The sequence below is a fragment of the Pelomonas sp. Root1237 genome, from assembly GCF_001425055.1.
Classification (GTDB): domain Bacteria; phylum Pseudomonadota; class Gammaproteobacteria; order Burkholderiales; family Burkholderiaceae_C; genus Pelomonas.
The window spans coordinates 188369-201875 of the sequence record NZ_LMDK01000016.1; the positions used below are offsets into that span (position 1 = coordinate 188369).

At 67.8% G+C, this 13507-nt stretch carries 15 protein-coding genes; 9 read left to right on the forward strand and 6 right to left on the reverse strand.

Features of this window, described 5'->3' with window-relative positions:
* Positions 1 to 37: 37 nt before the first annotated feature.
* The 3 genes from ASC91_RS13665 to ASC91_RS13675 form a co-directional block, all read right to left on the reverse strand.
* Positions 38 to 832 (reverse strand): hypothetical protein, encoded by a 795-nt coding sequence (locus ASC91_RS13665; protein WP_056197589.1) that lies wholly within the window; start codon positions 830 to 832, stop codon positions 38 to 40.
* Between the two features lie 95 nt (positions 833 to 927).
* Positions 928 to 1584, reverse strand: coding sequence for a response regulator transcription factor (locus tag ASC91_RS13670; protein WP_056197591.1), 657 nt, complete (start codon positions 1582 to 1584; stop codon positions 928 to 930).
* A 205-nt stretch (positions 1585 to 1789) separates the two neighbouring features.
* Positions 1790 to 2920, reverse strand: coding sequence for a PAS domain-containing sensor histidine kinase (locus ASC91_RS13675; RefSeq protein ID WP_082532764.1), 1131 nt, complete (start codon positions 2918 to 2920; stop codon positions 1790 to 1792).
* Positions 2921 to 3048: 128 nt separating this feature from the next.
* Between ASC91_RS13675 and ASC91_RS13680 the strand changes: the two genes are divergently transcribed.
* From ASC91_RS13680 to ASC91_RS13710, 7 genes are all read left to right on the forward strand, one after another.
* Complete coding sequence (locus ASC91_RS13680; RefSeq protein WP_056197595.1) at positions 3049 to 4059, forward strand: sulfate ABC transporter substrate-binding protein; 1011 nt, start codon at positions 3049 to 3051, stop codon at positions 4057 to 4059.
* A 167-nt stretch (positions 4060 to 4226) separates the two neighbouring features.
* A complete protein-coding gene (gene cysT / locus ASC91_RS13685) occupies positions 4227 to 5060 on the forward strand; it encodes a sulfate ABC transporter permease subunit CysT (protein WP_056197598.1) in 834 nt (277 codons plus the stop codon).
* Positions 5057 to 5941 carry a sulfate ABC transporter permease subunit CysW gene (cysW, locus tag ASC91_RS13690; RefSeq protein ID WP_056197600.1) on the forward strand — a complete coding sequence of 295 codons (885 nt, stop codon included), beginning with the start codon at positions 5057 to 5059 and terminating at the stop codon, positions 5939 to 5941. The genes cysT and cysW overlap by 4 nt, the downstream gene beginning before the upstream one ends.
* Complete coding sequence (locus tag ASC91_RS13695) at positions 5941 to 6999, forward strand: sulfate/molybdate ABC transporter ATP-binding protein (RefSeq protein WP_056199536.1); 1059 nt, start codon at positions 5941 to 5943, stop codon at positions 6997 to 6999. The genes cysW and ASC91_RS13695 overlap by 1 nt, the downstream gene beginning before the upstream one ends.
* A gap of 104 nt (positions 7000 to 7103) precedes the next feature.
* The gene (locus ASC91_RS13700; protein WP_056197602.1) at positions 7104 to 7430 is read left to right on the forward strand and encodes a hypothetical protein; all 327 of its coding nucleotides are present in this window, start codon (positions 7104 to 7106) and stop codon (positions 7428 to 7430) included.
* A 116-nt stretch (positions 7431 to 7546) separates the two neighbouring features.
* Positions 7547 to 7765 (forward strand): molybdopterin-binding protein, encoded by a 219-nt coding sequence (locus tag ASC91_RS13705; RefSeq protein ID WP_056197604.1) that lies wholly within the window; start codon positions 7547 to 7549, stop codon positions 7763 to 7765.
* A 3-nt stretch (positions 7766 to 7768) separates the two neighbouring features.
* On the forward strand, positions 7769 to 8356 hold the full coding sequence (locus ASC91_RS13710) for an alpha/beta hydrolase (RefSeq protein WP_056197606.1): 588 nt from the start codon (positions 7769 to 7771) through the stop codon (positions 8354 to 8356).
* 24 nt (positions 8357 to 8380) lie between these two features.
* Here ASC91_RS13710 and ASC91_RS13715 read toward each other — a convergent pair whose 3' ends face one another.
* Positions 8381 to 9571, reverse strand: coding sequence for a hypothetical protein (locus ASC91_RS13715; protein ID WP_200955286.1), 1191 nt, complete (start codon positions 9569 to 9571; stop codon positions 8381 to 8383).
* 148 nt (positions 9572 to 9719) lie between these two features.
* Positions 9720 to 10598 (reverse strand): dienelactone hydrolase family protein, encoded by an 879-nt coding sequence (locus ASC91_RS13720; RefSeq protein ID WP_056197609.1) that lies wholly within the window; start codon positions 10596 to 10598, stop codon positions 9720 to 9722.
* A gap of 127 nt (positions 10599 to 10725) precedes the next feature.
* Between ASC91_RS13720 and ASC91_RS13725 the strand changes: the two genes are divergently transcribed.
* Entirely contained in the window at positions 10726 to 11691 is a 966-nt protein-coding gene (locus ASC91_RS13725; protein WP_056197611.1) for a CysB family HTH-type transcriptional regulator, read from the forward strand.
* A gap of 76 nt (positions 11692 to 11767) precedes the next feature.
* A complete protein-coding gene (locus ASC91_RS13730) occupies positions 11768 to 12760 on the forward strand; it encodes a sulfate ABC transporter substrate-binding protein (protein WP_056197613.1) in 993 nt (330 codons plus the stop codon).
* A gap of 14 nt (positions 12761 to 12774) precedes the next feature.
* Here the strand turns inward: ASC91_RS13730 and ASC91_RS13735 are convergent, their stop codons facing one another.
* Positions 12775 to 13467 carry an ABC transporter substrate-binding protein gene (locus ASC91_RS13735; RefSeq protein WP_056197614.1) on the reverse strand — a complete coding sequence of 231 codons (693 nt, stop codon included), beginning with the start codon at positions 13465 to 13467 and terminating at the stop codon, positions 12775 to 12777.
* Positions 13468 to 13507 lie beyond the last annotated feature (40 nt).

The window sequence follows — 13507 nt, forward strand, 5'->3', positions numbered from 1 at the left end:
GCGCACTCGCTTGAGGCGATCAGCACTGTGACCAGGATCAGCGACCCGCGCCCGCCGCACGCGTGATCTGCACCTGCACCTCGCCCACGCCGGCAAACACATGCCGCGACTGCTGGCCGATGCGGATGTCGTGCACGCCGGTGATCATGCCGGTCGAGATGACGTCGCCGGCGCGCAGGATCTCGCCCTGCTGGGCACGCTTGTTCAGCGTGAAGGCCAGCGCGCCGAGAGGCCCTGGCTTGATGGCGACCTTGCCGGTGCCGACCGACTGGCCATCGATGAAGGTCTCCACATCGATGGTTTCCAGCTCGCGCCAGTTGGCGATCTCTGCACCGACGACGACGCCCCAGTTGTTGCCGAAGTCGGAGATGACGGCCCCCGGGCCGATGTCGTTCAGCGTCGCCAGCGGGCTGCTGGCGACTTCCACGCCGATGTGCATGGACTTGACGAGCGGGGCGACGGTGTCGGCCGTCCAGTCGGCCTTGCCTGCCGGCGCGTCGGCCGCGACGACGATGACGACTTCGGCCTCGACCGCCGCAAAGCCGCCTTCGAAGACCGGGCATTGCGCGGCAACACCTTGCGCCACGTGGTGGACGTTGGCGGCAAAGGCGGGCCCGATGAGACGCTCTTCAGGGAACTGCGCCGCGAACGCCGGGTTCACACGGGCGACCTTCCAGCCCTTGACCGCATCGGGCCAGCGCGCGATGGCGGCGGCCTGGATGGCATAGGCCTCGGCCAGCGTCGCGGGCGGCGTGCCGGGGTAGGCTGCGATCGCAAGGCCGGCGGCGCGGGCGGCGGTGAAGGCTTCGGCGATTTGCTGGGTGGCGCTCATGAAGTTCTCTCTGTGCGCCGACCGGCGCGGTGATGCATGCGGTCGGCAATGTACCGCGCAAAACGAAACAGGGTTTCACTTCTCGGGAAGCGGTCCTATCCCGCCTGCTCCATGCGCACCGCGAACAGCGCCAGCTCCACGTCATTGTGCACGCCGATCTTCTCCAGCACCCGGGCGCGGTAGGTGGACACTGTGTTGGGCGAGAGCACCAGCTGTTCGGCGATCTCGCCCACGCTGCGGCCGGCGGCCAGCAGCTTGAAGACCTGATATTCGCGATGCGACAGCAGTTCGTGCAGCGCTTGCGTGTCGTCCGCCTGCCGGCCACCCGGCCCACCCGCGCCGATGGCGCCGGCCAGCTGCTCGGCCACGCTGGGCGTGATGAAGAGCTTGCCGCGGGCGACGCTGCGCACCGCGTCGATCATCTGTTCGCTGTCCGCACTCTTGTTCAGGTAGCCGGCCGCACCGAGCTTCAAGCTGCGCACGGCGTACTGGCGGTCGGGATAGGTGGACAGCATCAGCACCGGCAGCTTCGGGAATTCGGACTTCAGCGCCTTCAGGATGTCCAGGCCGTCGCGCTGGGGCATGGCGATATCCAGCAGCACGACGTCAACCCCACCGATGCGCACGCGCTGGATGGCGTCGGGCCCGTTGGCGGCCTCACCGACCACTTGCAGATCCTCGGCTTCAGCCAGCACCTGCTTGATGCCTTGGCGGACGATGAGGTGGTCGTCGCAGATCAACACACGGATCATTTGTCCTCCACGGGCCGAGCGCCGGGCCGCTCCCAAGCCGGCCCGTCCGGGCGATGTGCTTGCCGGTCAATCCGGCAAGCATCGCCGTCCCCCCGGGGGCTGAGGCCGGACATAACGCGCCCAGTGGGCGCGTTGTGCCTGCCGAAGCGCTGCGGCCACTGGCCGCAGCGCGGTCCCGGCCAAGGTATTCCTTGGACGAGGGGCTTCATGCTTGCTCCAACGGCATGACGAGCCTGACGGTGGTGCCCCGCCCTGGAAAACTCTCGATGCCCACTCGCCCGCCAAAATGTCCCGCCCGCTCGCGCATGCCCAGCACGCCGTAGCTGCGCGCATCGTTGAGCGCCTCGGGCGCGGCGCCCACGCCATCGTCGCGCACCTGCAGGTAGAGCACCGGCCCTGGCGGCGCGTCCACGTCGAGGCGGATGGCTACATGCCGCGCCCGCGCGTGCCGGGCGATGTTGGACAGCACCTCCTGGAAGATGCGGAACACCGCGATGGCCAGGCCCCCTTCCGGCGGCACCACGTCGGCGGCCACGTGCATCTTGAAGTCGACCTGGCGCTCGTCGCTGCCGGTCAGTTCAAACTCCTGGGCCTGCCACTCCAGCGCCGCCCACAGGCCCTGATGGTCCAGGATGCTGGGGCGCAGGTCCGTGATGATGCGGCCGACCGAGTCGACCGCCGTGTCCACCAGGCCGCCCATGCGCTGGCACTTGTCCACCATGGGCTCACGCTGTGTCGCATCGCCGACGCGGCGGGCCAGCCAGTCCAGGTCCATCTTCAACGCGACGAGCAGCGAGCCGAGTTCGTCATGGATCTCGCGGGCGATGCGCTTGCGCTCGGTCTCGCGCACCGCCTCCAGGTGGTGGGCCAGCTCGCGCAGCTCGGCGGTGCGCCCGGCCACGCGCTGCTCCAACTCGTCATGGCTGGCGCGCAGGAGCGCCTCGGCCTGGCGACGCGCCGAGATGTCAACGAAGGTGACGACGGCGCCCTGCACCTCCCCGGCCTCGATGACGGGATAGCTCGAATATTCGGCGGGGAAAGCGCTGCCGTCGGCCCGCCACAGCACCTCGTCGTCAATGCGGCAGGGCTCGCCACGGCGAAAGGCGTTGAAGATGGGGCAGTCGCACTCCGGATAGTGGGCACCACTTTCTCGCGAGTGGTGGATCAGCTCATGCATGTTGCGGCCCAGCACCTGTTCCGTGCGCCAGCCCAGGGCCTCGCAGGCGGCACGGTTGACGAAGGTGCAGCAGCCGGCCATGTCGATGCCGAAGATGCCTTCACCCGTGCTTTCCAGCAGCAGCGAGGCGGTCGAGGGGTGGTCAAGGGCAAACGGCATGCTCATGAGATTAGCAAGCAGCGCGCCACTCAATGCCTTGGAACGAATAAGGAAATAAGAAAACTGTCCTTCCGCGAATAAGAGACTTTGGGCACCCTCTCGGCTTTCGTTCACCCGACGGCCCAGTCATGCCCCCTTTCCTGCCCACCCGCCGTGCCCTGGTCGCGCTGATGGCCGCCACGGCCGCCCTGCCCGCCCTGGCCTCGGACGCGACGCTGCTCAATGTCTCCTACGACGTCGCTCGCGAGCTCTACAAGCAGATCAACCCGGCCTTCGTTGCCGCGCAGAAGGCCAAGGGCCAGGCCGTGACCGTCAACCAGAGCCACGGCGGCTCCAGCAAGCAGATCGGTGCCGTCATCGGCGGCCTGGAGGCCGACGTCGTCACGATGAACCAGGCCACCGACGTGGACCAACTCGCCAGCGCCGGGCTGACGCCGGCCGACTGGCGCAGCCGCTTCCCGAACAACGCGGCGCCCTATTCGTCGACCATGACCTTCCTCGTGCGCAAGGGGAACCCCAAGGGCATCAAGGACTGGAGCGACCTGGCCCGCCCTGGCGTGCAGGTCATCATCCCCAACCCCAAGGTCACCGGCAACGGCCGCTACAGCTATCTGGCCATCTGGGGCAGCGTCATCGCCACCGGCGGCAGCGAGGCCCAGGCCAAGGAGCTGGTGACCAAGGTGCTGACCAATGTGCCGGTGCTGGACGGTGGCGGCCGCGGCGCAACGACGACCTTCACGCAGCGCGGCATCGGTGACGTGCTCGTCACTTTCGAGGCCGAGGTCGAACTGATCGAGAACGAGTTCGGCAAGGGCCAGTTCGAGCAGGTCAACCCCAGCATCTCCATCGAGACCGACGCGCCGGTGGCCATCGTCGACAAGGTCGCGGCCAAGAAAGGCAGCGCGGCACTGGCCAAGGCCTACCTCGACTTCCACTGGAGCCCGGAAGGCCAGGAAATCATCGCCAAGAACAACTTCCGCCCGCGCGACCCGGCCGTCTTCAAGAAGCACGCACAGCGCTTCGCCAACATCAAGCTGTTCACGGTGGACCAGACGCTGGGCGGCTGGGCCAAGGTCAGCAAGACCCACTTTGCCGACGGTGGCTCGTTCGACCAGGTGATGGCGGGGATCAAGCGTTGACATGGAGCCCCTCGCCCAGTCGCGCCGCGCTGAACGCGGGCGTACCTGGTCGATCCCCCGAGGGGATGGCGATGCTTGCGGCATTGAGCCGCAAGCACATCGCCTAAGCGGGCCGGCTAGGGAGCGGCCCGGCGCTCGGCCCGGAATGCAAAACAAATACAACTGACATGGCCCTGTTCCTACGACGACGCGTACTGCCCGGCTTTGCGCCAACGCTCGGCTTCACGCTGTTCTACCTGTCCCTCATCGTGCTGGTGCCGCTGATCGCGGTGTTCCTGAAGTCCTCGGGGCATGGCTTCGACGCCTTCTGGGCCGCCGCCACCGCGCCGCGCGTGATGGCGTCCTACAAGCTCAGCTTCGGCGCCTCGCTGCTGGCCGCCCTCATCAACCTTTTCTTCGGCCTCATCCTGGCCTGGTGCATCGTGCGCTACGAGTTCCCGGGCAAGAAGCTGGTCGACGCGCTGATCGACCTGCCTTTCGCCCTGCCGACCGCCGTGGCCGGCATTGCGCTGACAGCGCTGTATGCGCCCAACGGCTGGGTCGGCTCCCTCTTTGCCAAGTACGACATCAAGATCGCCTTTACCCCGCTGGGCATCCTGCTCGCGCTGATCTTCATCGGCCTGCCCTTCATCGTGCGCACGGTGCAGCCGGTGCTGGAGGACATGGAGACCGAGTTGGAAGAAGCCGCGGCATCACTCGGCGCCCAGCGCTGGACGACCTTCCGCTATGTCGTGTTACCCACGCTGCTGCCCGCCTTGCTGACCGGCTTCGCGCTGGCCTTTGCGCGCGCCGTCGGCGAGTACGGCTCGGTCATCTTCATCGCCGGCAACATCCCCATGGTCAGCGAGATCACGCCGCTGATGATCATTGCCAAGCTGGAGCAGTACGACTACGTGGGCGCCACGGCGATCGCGGCCGTCATGCTGATCGTCAGCTTTGTGCTGCTGCTGGCCATCAACGGCCTGCAGGCCTGGAGTTCGCGCCGGGGAGGAAAGCGATGAGCACGGCTTTGCACCTCGCACCACCGCGTGCCCGCGCCAAGTATCAGGACAACCCGGCCACGCGCGAATCGCCCGCGGTGCGTTTCACGCTGCTGGCGCTGGGCCTGACCTTCTTCGCCGTCTTCCTGCTGCTGCCGCTGGTGGCCGTGTTCACCGAGGCGCTGCGCAAGGGCTGGGAGGTGTACTTCGCGTCCATCGCCGAAGAGGAAACCTTCTCCGCCATCAAACTGACGCTGATCGCCACGGCCATCGCGGTGCCGTTGAACCTGGTGTTCGGCCTGAGCGCGTCGTGGCTGATCGCCAAGCATGAGTTCCGCGGCAAGCAGTTGCTGATCACGTTGATCGACCTGCCCTTCTCGGTCTCACCCGTCGTGGCCGGCCTGATGTATGTGCTGATCTTCGGCGCCCAGGGCTGGTTCGGCCCCTGGCTGCAGGCTCACGACGTGAAGATCATCTTCGCCGTGCCTGGCATCGTGCTGGCGACCGTCTTCGTGACCTTCCCCTTTGTCGCCCGCGAGCTGATCCCGCTGATGCAGGCGCAAGGGCGCGACGAGGAAGAGGCGGCCACTGTGCTCGGCGCCAGCGGCTGGCAGACCTTCCGCCGCGTCACGCTGCCCAACATCAAGTGGGGCCTGCTGTACGGCGTCATCCTGTGCAATGCACGCGCCATGGGCGAGTTCGGCGCGGTGTCGGTCGTCTCTGGCCACATTCGCGGCCTGACCAACACGCTGCCTTTGCACGTCGAGATCCTCTACAACGAATACCAGTTCGCGGCCGCCTTCGCCGTGGCCTCGCTGCTGGCGCTGCTGGCGCTGGTGACGCTGGTGATCAAGCAATTCATCGAGTGGCGCGCCAGCCAGTCGTCGCACGGGAGCGAATGATGGGTATCCAGGTTCAGAACATCCACAAGAGCTTCGGCAACTTCACCGCCTTGGGTGACGTGTCGCTGGAATTCCCGACCGGCGAGCTGGTGGCACTGCTCGGCCCGTCGGGCTGCGGCAAGACGACGCTGCTGCGCATCATTGCTGGTCTGGAGCAGGCCGACCGCGGGCGCGTGCTACTGGACGGCCAGGACGCCTCCGACACGCATGTGCGCGAACGCCAGGTCGGCTTCGTGTTCCAGCATTACGCGCTGTTCCGCCACATGACGGTGTTCGACAACGTCGCGTTCGGCCTGCGCGTGAAGCCCAGGAAGCAGCGCCTGCCCGAGACCGAGATCAGGAAGCGCGTGACCGAGCTGCTCAAGCTCGTGCAGCTGGACTGGCTGGGCGACCGCTTCCCGCCCCAGCTCTCGGGCGGCCAGCGCCAACGCATCGCCTTGGCGCGTGCACTCGCCGTGGAACCGCGCGTGCTGCTGCTGGACGAGCCCTTCGGCGCGCTCGACGCCAAGGTGCGCAAGGAGCTGCGCCGCTGGCTGCGCCGCCTGCACGACGAGCTGCACATCACCAGCATCTTCGTCACGCACGATCAGGATGAAGCCCTGGAAGTCGCCGACCGCATCGTGCTGATGGACCACGGCCGCGTCGAGCAGGTTGGCACGCCGCAGGAGGTCTACGAGCGCCCAGCCACACCCTTCGTCTACGGCTTCCTTGGTGCTGTCAACCGCTTCGTCGGCCACTCACGCGGCGGTGTGCTGCATATGGGCGAGCACCAGTTGCCGCACCAGGGCGCGCATGGTGACGGCGAAGTGCAGGCCTATGCGCGGCCACATGAACTGCAGATCCTGACTGACGAGTCGGCGCACGGCTTGTCGGCCACCGTGGAGCGCGTGCTGTCCTTCGGCGCGAGCGCGCGTGTCGAGCTGATCGGCCCGGATGGCCAGCCGCTGGAGGCAGAGCTGACGCGCGAGGAGGCAGACACGTTGCGGCTGCAAGGCGGTCAGCGCGTGAAGCTGAGCGCGGCACGGTTGAGTCTGTTCGAGGCCGGCGCGGGCATCTAGGGGGTCACCCCCGCCGGCCGTCCGCTTGCTGGTCGGGTTTGCGTCCGTCCAGGCAAGGGTCAGCGTCGACGAAGTCCGCCGGCGGGCCCTGCCAGGAGCCCGCCATGCCCATCCCCGCCCTGCAGCGCCGCCTGATCGGCCTCGCCGCCCTCGCCGTCCTCGGCGTCTACCACCTCACCCGGCCTGCTCACGCCTGTGGGCTCCCACGCCCTGCATCGGCCGTCGTGCCCGAGTCCGCTGCCAGTGCCGCCAAACGCCGAAACGACACGGCGCTGCGGTTCGATCCGCCCGCAGCCGGGAAGCTGCGTCCGACCCGGGCCGATTACGAGGACTGCATCGATCACCCTTCACTCGACGGCCTGGTCACCGATTGCTCAGCGCTGCTGCCCGAAACGCCAGCCAAGCCCGCGCGCCCGGCCAAGGCCCGCTGAGCCGCGCCGCACCCGGCTGGCATATTCGGCCCGCGCATGCGCTGCTGCGCATTGCTTCCTTCCTTGATCGCAGGGCGCTGACCACACTGGGGGTTCCACTGTTCAAGGAACACCCAATGAGCATCACCGCCATCAACGTGCGCAACCAGTTCCGCGGAACGATCAAGGAAATCATCGAAGGCCCGGTCGTCTCCGAGGTCGACGTCCTCACCCGCAACGGCGACATCGTCACTTCGGTCATCACGACACGCTCGGTCAAGGACCTGGGCCTGGAGGTCGGCCGCGAGGTCGTCGCCCTGGTCAAGTCCACCGAAGTGTCGATCGCGACGCTGTAAGCCATGGCCTACCAGCCGCCGCGCGTTCTCATCATCCCGGGCCTGAACGACAGCGGCTCGGCGCATTGGCAAACCTGGCTGCAGGGGCAGTACCGCGACGCCCGCCGCGTCACGCAGCGCGACCCGAGCAAACCCGAGTTGGAGCGCTGGGCCGAGCGCATTCAGCGCACGCTGGAAGTGGCGGGTGAAGGGGAATGGCTGGCCGTGGCCCACAGCTTCGGCTGCCTGGCGCTGGCGCGCCACCTGGCTGACCACCCTGACTCCCCCATTCGCGAGGCCCTTTTCGTTGCCCCGGCCGAGCCTGACAAGTTCGGCATCGCCGAGTCGCTGCCCCACCATCGCCTGCCGCGCCGCTCGCGCCTGATCGCCAGCAGCACCGATCCCTGGATGAGCGCCGCCAGCGCCGCGCGTTGGGCGCACCGTTGGGGAGCGAGTTACAGCAACCTCGGCCCGGTCGGGCACATCAATGCCGAGGCCGGCTTCGGGCCCTTCCCGCTGGCCAAGAGCTGGATCGAAGCGGCCCGGGCGCGCGCCGCTGCCGAGCAGCGGCCGCGCCATGCCGAGTTCCGCGAGTGGGCCTTTGCCATCTGAAGTGGCGGCTCGGCAGCCGAGAGTTCAACAGCCGCGGACGAGGAACTCGACCCGCCGGTCGAGCGCGTCGGACAGGTCGTCGCGGCCGTTGCCGATCAGCGCCTGCCTGGAGCCGACGCCACTGCTGGCCAGTCGCGGCGTCAGCTTGGGTGCCACCCGCTTCAACTCGCCCGCGACCATCTCCGCGCGCATCAGCGAAATCCTTTCGTTCACCGGCTCGGCGCCGCTTGCGCTCGTGTGGCCGACCACGTCCAGGCAACTCGGCCGCGCCGCAGCACGGCGGCCGATCTCGCCCATCCACATCGCATAAGGCAACGCCGTGGTGCCCGGCGGCGACCAGATCGCCGCGGTGCCGGGCTTGAACAGCACCTTCACGCCCAGCCGCTTCTGGTCGAGCCCTTGCTCGACGATGTCACCGAAGGCCTTGGCCGCCGCCGACCGCTGGCCGAGCCGCATCCGCGTGAGGTACAGCCCGGTGTGCACGCGCAACTGGTTGCCGCCGGGGCTGGCCAGCGCCGTCTCGAACAGCGTGGCGGCTTGCGCATAGCGCTTGGCGGCATAGGCCTCGCTGGCCTCAGCGATGGTCGCAGCCGTCACGATGCGGTCGATGTACAGCGGGTGGATGGCGTCGCCGGGCTTGGTGCCTTGACAGGTGCGCACATAGCCGGTGGTGGCATCGTCCGGCGCCCAAGCCGGTGAATCGGCGAACAGCGGCAACGGCGTCGTGTCTACGCCCTCGGGCAGCGCGAAGGCCAGGCCTTTGCTGACCAGCTTGCCGGTCTTCAGGTCCGCCAGGGCCAGGCAGATCCGGAAGGCTTCGCGCCTGCCCTCGCTCTTGCGCTCGGCATTCACGCCGGTGAAGGTCCCGGTCAGGATCAGCGGCCCGCGCACGACGTTGACCGGGTTGAACGGCTTGACGTTGTAGCGCGGGTACTGCTGGCCGATCAGCTTGACCAGTTGCGCGCCCAGCGTCTGCGTGGCATTCGATTGAAGCCCGGTCACACCGTCCACCAGAGGGTCGATCACCAGCTCCCGGGCCTCGGCCGGCTGCGCATCGGCGAGCAAAGCCGTGGCGGCGCGCAGCACGGCGGCATCGAACGGCAGCGTGGGGGGTGGCACCGGCGCCGGCGGCGGTGCAGGCACGGCGGCCGGGACCGGCGCTGCCGCGGGGGCCGTGGCAGGGCCGGGGGCACCGCAAGCGCCCAAAAGGCTCATGAGGCTCACGGCAGCCAACACCGCCAGCCGCCAGCCGGCCCTGGCCGGTCGGACCTGGAAGACAAAACTGCCGCGTCTGATTCGATGCTGTGTCATGGCGCGCTCGCGTCGGGCCTCGGGAGCCGCAAGCGTATCGCGCCTGCGCGCCCTAGCCGAGCGCTGACTTGAATACCGCCAGCGTCCTCTCCCAGGCCAGCTGCGCCGCCGCGGGGTCATAGCGCGGCGTCGTGTCGTTGTTGAAACCGTGCTGGGTGCCGGCGTAGACGAACTGCTCGTAGCGCACGCCCGCCGCCTTCAGCGCGGCTTCATAGGGTGGCCAGCTGGCATTGACGCGCTCGTCGTTGCCGGCGTAGTGCAGCAGCAGCCGCGCCTTGATGCGCGGCACGTCTTCCAGCGCTGGCGCGGCGCCGTAGAAGGGCACGGCCACGGCCAGCTCAGGCACCTGCGTGGCCACATGGTTGGTCAGCGAGCCACCCCAGCAGAAGCCGACCACGCCGACCTTGCCATTGGCATCCGGCAGCGCCAGCAGCCCGCGAGCAGCGGCGACGATGTCTGCACGCGTCTTGCCGGCGTCGAGCTTGCCGAAGAGCTCGCGCGCCTTGTCCTCGTCGCCCGGGTAGCCGCCCAGCGGCGCCAGTGCGTCGGGCGCATAGGCCACGTAGCCGGCGAGCGCGACACGGCGGGCGATGTCCTCGATGTGCGGGTTCAGGCCGCGGTTCTCATGCACGACGAGCACGGCGGGCAGCTTGCCCGCGGCACTTGCCGGCTTGGCCAGATAGCCCTGCACCTTGCCGTTGCCTTGCGGCGAATCGAAGGCCTGGCGGCGCGTCACCAGGCGCGGGTCATCTGGCTTGACTTGCTGGGCCGCGGCGAAATTGGGGCTGAGTGTGGCCAACAGCGCAGCGGCACCAGCCGGGCCACCGGCAAAGCTGGCGGCCTGCTCAAGAAACCCGCGCCGGCTCAGGTCGCCGTGCACGTAGCGATCGAACAAGGCCCAGGCCTGGGTCGGAATGGCTTCCTTATGCATGCATTGACTCCTTGGATGCCGGCCAACTGTAGGCGTACCAAAACCGCCTGACACCACCACGAAGTGCATAACGATATGGCGAATGGTTCGACGACAGAAGTGATCGCTGTTTGCAGAATCGCCTCGCATGAACTTCCAGCAACTCCGTTCCGTCCGCGAAGCCCAGCGCCGCGGCTTCAACCTGACCGAAGTCGCGCAGGCCCTGCACACTTCGCAACCCGGCGTGAGCCGCCAGATCCGCGAGTTGGAAGAGGAGCTCGGCATCGAGCTCTTCGTGCGCGTGGGCAAGCGCCTCACAGGGCTGACCGAGCCGGGCGAGCACGTGCTGCCCGTCATCGAGCGACTGCTGCTGGAAGCCGAGAACCTCAAGCGCGCGGCCGATGACTTCGCCCAGGCGGGCAGCGGCCGCCTGCGCATCGCAGCCACGCACAGCCAGGCGCGCTATGCGCTGCCGCCCGCCGTGCGCGACTTCCGCGCCCATCACCCGGACGTCAGCCTGCATCTGCAGCAGGGCTCGCCCCAGCAGATTGCCCGCCTGCTTCTCGATGGCGAGGCCGACGTGGGCATCGCCACCGAGGCGCTGGCCCAGTACCCTGAACTCGTCGCCCTGCCCTGCTACCGCTGGACGCACTCGGTCGTCGTGCCGCCCGACCACCCGCTGCTCGATGGCCCGCTGACGCTGGCCCGCCTGGCCCAATTTCCTATCGTCACCTACGAGCCCGGCTACACCGGCCGCTCCCACATCGACAAGGCCTTTGCCGCGGCCCAGTTGCAGCCCCACATCGTGCTGAGCGCGATGGATGCCGACGTCATCAAGACCTATGTAGAGCTGGGCCTGGGCGTGGGCATCGTCGCGGCCATCGCCTTCGACGAGGAGCGCGACCGCCATCTGCGTGCCATCGATGCCCGCCATCTGTTCGAGGACAACATGACGCGCCTGGCCGTGCGGCGCAGTGCCTATCTGCGCGACTACATCTACGAGTTCATCCAGACCTTTGCTTCGCCGCTCAAGCGCGAGGTCGTCGATGCGGCCCGCCACGAGCTGCCGACCGTGGCGGCTGAACCCGTGCTGGCCTGGTCGAAAGCCGCATGAGCTTGCGCGCTCTTCTTCTTTGCCCGCTCCTGCCCTGATCCCTAGAGTGAACCGCCTTACCCCTAACTCAAACACCATGCGCCGCCTTCTCACCGCCCTCTCCTTCGCTCTCGCCGCCACCGGCGCCTTTGCGCAGACCTCGCTGCTGAACGTCTCCTACGACCCGACGCGGGAGCTCTACCAGGACTTCAACAAGGCCTTCGCCGCGCAGTGGAAGGCCAAGACCGGCGAGACCGTCAGCGTCAAGGCCTCGCATGGCGGCTCCGGCAAGCAAGCCCGCGCCGTCATCGACGGGCTGGAGGCCGACGTCGTCACGCTGGCGCTGGCCTATGACATCGACGCCATCGCCGACCACAAGCTGCTGCCACTGGACTGGCAGAAGAAGCTGCCCAACAACGCCAGCCCCTACACCTCCACCATCGTCTTCCTGGTGCGCAAGGGCAACCCGAAGAAGATCAGCAACTGGCCCGACCTGGCCCGCAGCGGCGTCGACGTCATCACCCCCAACCCCAAGACCAGCGGCGGGGCGCGCTGGAACTACCTGGCGGCCTGGGGCTATGCGCTGAAGAACGGCGGCACGCCCGACTCGGCCAAGGACTTCGTCAAGCGCATCTACGCCAACACCAAGGTGCTGGACTCGGGCGCACGCGGCTCGACGACGACGTTTGTCGAGCGCGGCATCGGCGACGTGCTGATCGCCTGGGAGAACGAGGCCTACCTGGCCGTCAAGGAGCTCGGCCCGGACAAGTTCGAGATCGTCACGCCCAGCGTGTCCATCCTGGCCGAGCCGCCGGTGGCCATCGTCGACAAGGTCGTCGACAAACGCGGCACGCGCAAGCAGGCCGAGGCCTATCTGAACTACCTCTACAGCCCCGAGGGCCAGGAGATCGCGGCCAAGAACTACTACCGCCCGCGTGACGCCAAGGTCGCTGCCAAGTACGCCAAGCAGTTCGGGCCGGTCAAGCTCTTCACCCTCGACGAGTATTTCGGCAACTGGCGCCAGGCCCAGAAGGCCCACTTCGACGACGGCGGTGTGTTCGACCAGATCTACGCGCCGGGTTCGAAGTAAGCGCACCAAGTCGGTCAGAAGCGCATGTGGTCGACCACCTCCGGCGGGTAGTAGCGCAGATAGGCTCGCCGGAGCGCCCCTTCGGCGACGGCCCGCTCGAACATCTGCACCAGCAGCACCAGGTCGGCGGCGTCGAGATTGCGCCTGGCCAGATAGACACCGTTCTCCATCAGCGGCAGGGTCTCCAGCAGCTCGATGCGAAAAGCCGTCTGCGACAGCGGCATCCGTGGCGCCAGGTCCAGGGCACCCTGGCCGGTCACGTGGGGCAGCAGCGTGAAGTCGGCGCGGCCCGCTCGCAACATGCGGCTGAGCGCCTCGATGTCGGGCACGATGTCGGCACGTTTGTCCGCCAGCAATTGGTCGACGAAATCGCCATAGGCCTGCCCGAAGTAGTAGCCACGCACGAAGATGCCGCGCAGGCTCTTGTCGGCCAACAGCCGACTCAGGTCGGCCGGCACCGGCGCGTGCGTGCGTAGCGTCGCCACGGCCACGCCCTGGCGACTCAAGGGTACGAAGAGATGGGTCTGATCGCGCTCGGGTTTGCGCAATGCCGGCAAATAGAGATCGCCATCCTGCGCCTCGAACACCGTTCGCGCGGCGCGCGCGCGGGGCACGACGCTGAACCGGAACTCGCAGCCAAGCAGCGCGCCGCGCTCGCGCAGCAGTTCCGGCAGCACGCCCTCGACGCGCTCATCTTCGACGAACACCAGCCGTCCCGCTGGCGACACCGGCACGTCAATCGCACGC

Excerpts from the sequence above, each read along its gene's own strand:
- ASC91_RS13705 (WP_056197604.1), top strand. The coding sequence starts at position 7,547 with ATGAGCATCACCGCCATCAACGTGCGCAACCAGTTCCGCGGAACGATC.
- ASC91_RS13665 (WP_056197589.1), bottom strand. The coding sequence starts at position 832 with ATGAGCGCCACCCAGCAAATCGCCGAAGCCTTCACCGCCGCCCGCGCC.
- ASC91_RS13670 (WP_056197591.1), bottom strand. The coding sequence starts at position 1,584 with ATGATCCGTGTGTTGATCTGCGACGACCACCTCATCGTCCGCCAAGGC.
- ASC91_RS13710 (WP_056197606.1), top strand. The coding sequence starts at position 7,769 with ATGGCCTACCAGCCGCCGCGCGTTCTCATCATCCCGGGCCTGAACGAC.
- cysT (WP_056197598.1), top strand. The coding sequence starts at position 4,227 with ATGGCCCTGTTCCTACGACGACGCGTACTGCCCGGCTTTGCGCCAACG.
- cysW (WP_056197600.1), top strand. The coding sequence starts at position 5,057 with ATGAGCACGGCTTTGCACCTCGCACCACCGCGTGCCCGCGCCAAGTAT.
- ASC91_RS13720 (WP_056197609.1), bottom strand. The coding sequence starts at position 10,598 with ATGCATAAGGAAGCCATTCCGACCCAGGCCTGGGCCTTGTTCGATCGC.
- ASC91_RS13725 (WP_056197611.1), top strand. The coding sequence starts at position 10,726 with ATGAACTTCCAGCAACTCCGTTCCGTCCGCGAAGCCCAGCGCCGCGGC.
- ASC91_RS13730 (WP_056197613.1), top strand. The coding sequence starts at position 11,768 with ATGCGCCGCCTTCTCACCGCCCTCTCCTTCGCTCTCGCCGCCACCGGC.
- ASC91_RS13695 (WP_056199536.1), top strand. The coding sequence starts at position 5,941 with ATGGGTATCCAGGTTCAGAACATCCACAAGAGCTTCGGCAACTTCACC.
- ASC91_RS13700 (WP_056197602.1), top strand. The coding sequence starts at position 7,104 with ATGCCCATCCCCGCCCTGCAGCGCCGCCTGATCGGCCTCGCCGCCCTC.
- ASC91_RS13715 (WP_200955286.1), bottom strand. The coding sequence starts at position 9,571 with ATGAGCCTTTTGGGCGCTTGCGGTGCCCCCGGCCCTGCCACGGCCCCC.
- ASC91_RS13675 (WP_082532764.1), bottom strand. The coding sequence starts at position 2,920 with ATGCCGTTTGCCCTTGACCACCCCTCGACCGCCTCGCTGCTGCTGGAA.
- ASC91_RS13680 (WP_056197595.1), top strand. The coding sequence starts at position 3,049 with ATGCCCCCTTTCCTGCCCACCCGCCGTGCCCTGGTCGCGCTGATGGCC.